Source organism: Mesorhizobium sp. M7A.F.Ca.MR.176.00.0.0, assembly GCF_004023165.1.
GTDB lineage: Bacteria > Pseudomonadota > Alphaproteobacteria > Rhizobiales > Rhizobiaceae > Mesorhizobium.
This window is the reverse complement of record NZ_RZTC01000155.1, coordinates 8,341-11,497: the sequence shown is the minus strand read 5'-3', so window position 1 is coordinate 11,497 and position 3,157 is coordinate 8,341. Positions and strand designations below refer to the sequence as shown.

4 protein-coding genes and 1 pseudogene are annotated in these 3,157 nt (G+C 64.8%); 1 reads left to right on the top strand and 4 read right to left on the bottom strand.

Translation table 11 applies throughout. From position 1 onward, the window contains the following. Positions 1-269 (top strand): annotated as a pseudogene (locus EOB59_RS31375) (alpha/beta hydrolase); the annotation flags it as partial. Positions 270-307: 38 nt separating this feature from the next. On the opposite strand, the gene speB reads toward EOB59_RS31375, so the two are convergent. From speB to EOB59_RS36930, 4 genes are all read right to left on the bottom strand, one after another. Then, on the bottom strand, positions 308-1,273 hold the full coding sequence (speB, locus tag EOB59_RS31370) for an agmatinase (RefSeq protein ID WP_128290039.1): 966 nt from the start codon (positions 1,271-1,273) through the stop codon (positions 308-310). Positions 1,274-1,285: 12 nt separating this feature from the next. Beyond that, on the bottom strand, positions 1,286-2,056 hold the full coding sequence (locus EOB59_RS31365; protein ID WP_127396855.1) for a creatininase: 771 nt from the start codon (positions 2,054-2,056) through the stop codon (positions 1,286-1,288). 12 nt (positions 2,057-2,068) lie between these two features. Next, positions 2,069-2,776: an SDR family oxidoreductase gene (locus EOB59_RS31360; RefSeq protein ID WP_128290038.1), complete on the bottom strand. Its 708-nt coding sequence runs from the start codon at positions 2,774-2,776 to the stop codon at positions 2,069-2,071. Next, on the bottom strand, positions 2,770-3,157 hold a 388-nt coding region (locus EOB59_RS36930; protein WP_245486838.1), incomplete at its 5' end, for an SDR family oxidoreductase. The genes EOB59_RS36930 and EOB59_RS31360, both read right to left, overlap by 7 nt.

The window sequence follows — 3,157 nt, the reverse complement described above, 5'->3', positions numbered from 1 at the left end:
ACCAGACCCGCAGCGATCGCCGGGCCTTGGCCGCTTGCATCGCCAAATCGCGGGAATTGCTGAGCGAGCAGGATATCGCGCGAATCGCCCAGCCGACGCTGGTCGCCGTCGGAACCACCGACGACATTGGCGGCTCGCCCGATGAGCTTGCAGCGTTGATGCCGAACGCCAGCGCCTTTCACATCGAGGGCCGGGACCATATGCTGGCCGTCGGGGACAAGACCTTCAAGCAGCGCGTGCTGGAGTTCTATGCCGAGAATCCGCTCTGAGCGGACGGCGATGCATCAGGCGGATTTGATGCTTGTGCTCAGTCCGGCGCTCTCGCTGCTTGAACCGACTTCGCCATCACGCACAGCAGCTCGAACATCATCGTCGCGCCGGCGAGCGCCGTCATTCCGCCCAGGTCGAAAGGCGGCGCCACCTCGACGACGTCGGCACCGACAATGGTCAATCCGTCGAGCAGGCGGACCATTTCCTGGGCCTCGCGGGTGGTGAAGCCGCCTAGCTCGGGCGTTCCGGTCCCAGGCGCCATCGACGGGTCGATGCAGTCGATGTCGAAGGTCACATAGATGGGCGTATCGCCGACGATGCCGCGCGCCTCTTCCATGACGCTGGCCGCGCCCCGCCTGACGAACTCCTCCATGTAGATGATGCGAATGCCTTGGGCGATCGCCCAGTCATGTTCGCCGGGTTCGTATATCGAGCCGCGGATGCCGATCTGGACGATGCGCTTGGGATCGAGCAACCCCTCTTCGATGGCGCGGCGGAATGGCGTGCCATGCGTATAGGGATTGTCACCGAAATAACGGTCGTTGGTGTCTGAATGCGCGTCGAAATGGATCATGCCGACGGGCGCCTTGCGGGCCACGGCGCGCAGCACCGGCAACGTCGTCAGATGATCGCCGCCCGCTGCAAGCGGAATGGCGCCCACTGCCATGATCGCCGCGATGCCGTCCTCGATGCGCTTCAGCCCGTCCAGCAGGTTGATCGGATTGACCGAGAGATCGCCGACATCGGCGACGTTGGCGATGCTGAACGGCTCGGTCCCCGAGACGTGATGGGCACGCCGCATCAGGCTCGACTGGTTGCGGATTTCGCGCGGACCATGCCGCGCACCGGCGCGATTGGTGGTGCCACCGTCCCACGGTATGCCGACGAGCGCGATGTCGAGCCCCTCCGCGCTTGCCACGGCCGGCAGTCTCATGAAGGTCGAAAGTCCGGCGAAGCGAGGAACGGCGGAAGCGTCGATCGGCTGGAAGAAATTGCTGCTCATGGTGTCGGCACCTCAGAAGAATTCACGTTTGACGATTTCCGCAATGCGGGTCTCGCAGTCGTCGAGCAGCCACCGGCCCTTTTCGGCTGATGAGCCCTCGGTCAGCGACAGCACGCCGGATGGCGGCACTTCCTCGGCCGGCTTGGGATAGCGATCATATGGCCTGAACTGCGCCGGGCCGTCATGCAGTGCCTTGCCGAGATCGACGAACTCGGGACGCAGCGCCAGCATCATCGAGGTCTCGATGACGCTCGCATGTTCCAGCTCGATGCCGGGATAACCATCGGGGAACACTTTCGCCAGCGTCTCTGTGCGCACCATTTCCCAATGATCGATGCGCAGGATCGTCAGATCCGCCGCACGCTCGCGGCCGATGGCGTCGAGCGCCAGTTCGATGCCTTCGATCGACGGGCCGATGTTCTCGTAGTGGCCGTTGAGGACGACGATGCGCCGGACCTTCTGGCGATAGAGATCGCAGATCACATCCTTGACCAGCAGCGAAAACGTATGCGCCGTGATGTTGATCGTGCCGGGGAAGGCCGGGCCGCCGCCTGTTCTCGGCTGCGAGCGGTTGCCGTAAGCGATGGTCGGCGCGACGAGGCCGCCGACCTGCTTCGCCACTGTCTCGGCGATGGCGGTGGGAAGCACGACATCGACATTCATCGCCATGTGGTGGCCATGCTGTTCGGTCGAGCCGAGCGGCAGGAAGATAGGCGCGCCGGCGGCGATCCTCTTCTCGGCTTCGGGCCATGGCAGTTCAGCGAGGAAAACTCGGTCTTTCATGATCATCCCATTTCAAAGCATCGCCGCGCCACCATTGGCGCCCAGGCATTGTCCGGTGAAGAAGGTGGCGCCGGGGCCGGCAAGGAAGACCACCGCGGAGGCGATCTCATCCGGGCGGCCGATCCGCCCCAGCGGGTGTGTTGTTTCAAGCGCGCGCTGGCTCTCGCTCAGCGCCTCGAAACCGAGAAGCGGCGTGTCTGTCGGCCCCGGCGCCACGGCGTTGACCAGGATGCGAGGCGCAAGCTCGCGCGCCCAGGAGCGGGTCAGGCCGAGCAATGCCGCCTTGGTCGCGCAATAGACCGAGGCGCTCGCCCGGCCGAGATAGGCGAGCTCGGAGGCGATGTTGATGATGCGGCCGCCATCGGGAAGGTGCGGCAGGACTTCCCGTGCCACGATGATGGCGCCGCGCACATTGACGGCGAACATGCGGTCGACATGGTCGAGCGAAATCGCCTCAAGCGCTGCTTCCTGGAGGATGCCGGCATTGTTGACCAGAATGTCGTAGCCGCCGATCCGTTGCGCGCCCTGCTTGACCGCGGCAATGATGTCGGCCTCATTGGCAAGGTCGCAGGCAAGGATCGGGATATCGCCTTCAGATGCCTTGAGATCGAAGCCGAGAACCATGGCTCCGGCGTCCCGTAAGGCGAGCGCGGTCGCGCGGCCGATGCCGCTGGCCGCACCGGTGACCAGCGCGCGTTTTCCGTGCAATGGAGTTACCAAGGCACTTCTCCCCTGTCGACGCCGAGCGACTGCCCGGTGATGTTGGCCGCGAGATCCGACGCCAGGAACAGATAGGTGCCGGCCATGTCGGCCGGCTCCATCAGGCCGGGCAGGGCTTGCGCGCCGACGATGTCTTCGAGCAGTGCTGCTTCACTGACGGCGCCTTGCTCGGCCATCCGGCCAAGCGAGCGCATCGATGCTTCCGTGCGGACCCATCCCGGACAGACCGCATTGACGCGGATGCCCCTCGATCCAAGTTCCTTGGCCCAGGTTTTCGTCAGGCCGATGATGGCGTGCTTGGAGGCGACGTAGGCGCCGAACCGCGCTTCGGCGACGCGGCCCCAGATCGAGGCGGTGTTGATGATCGAAGCGCCCGCCTGC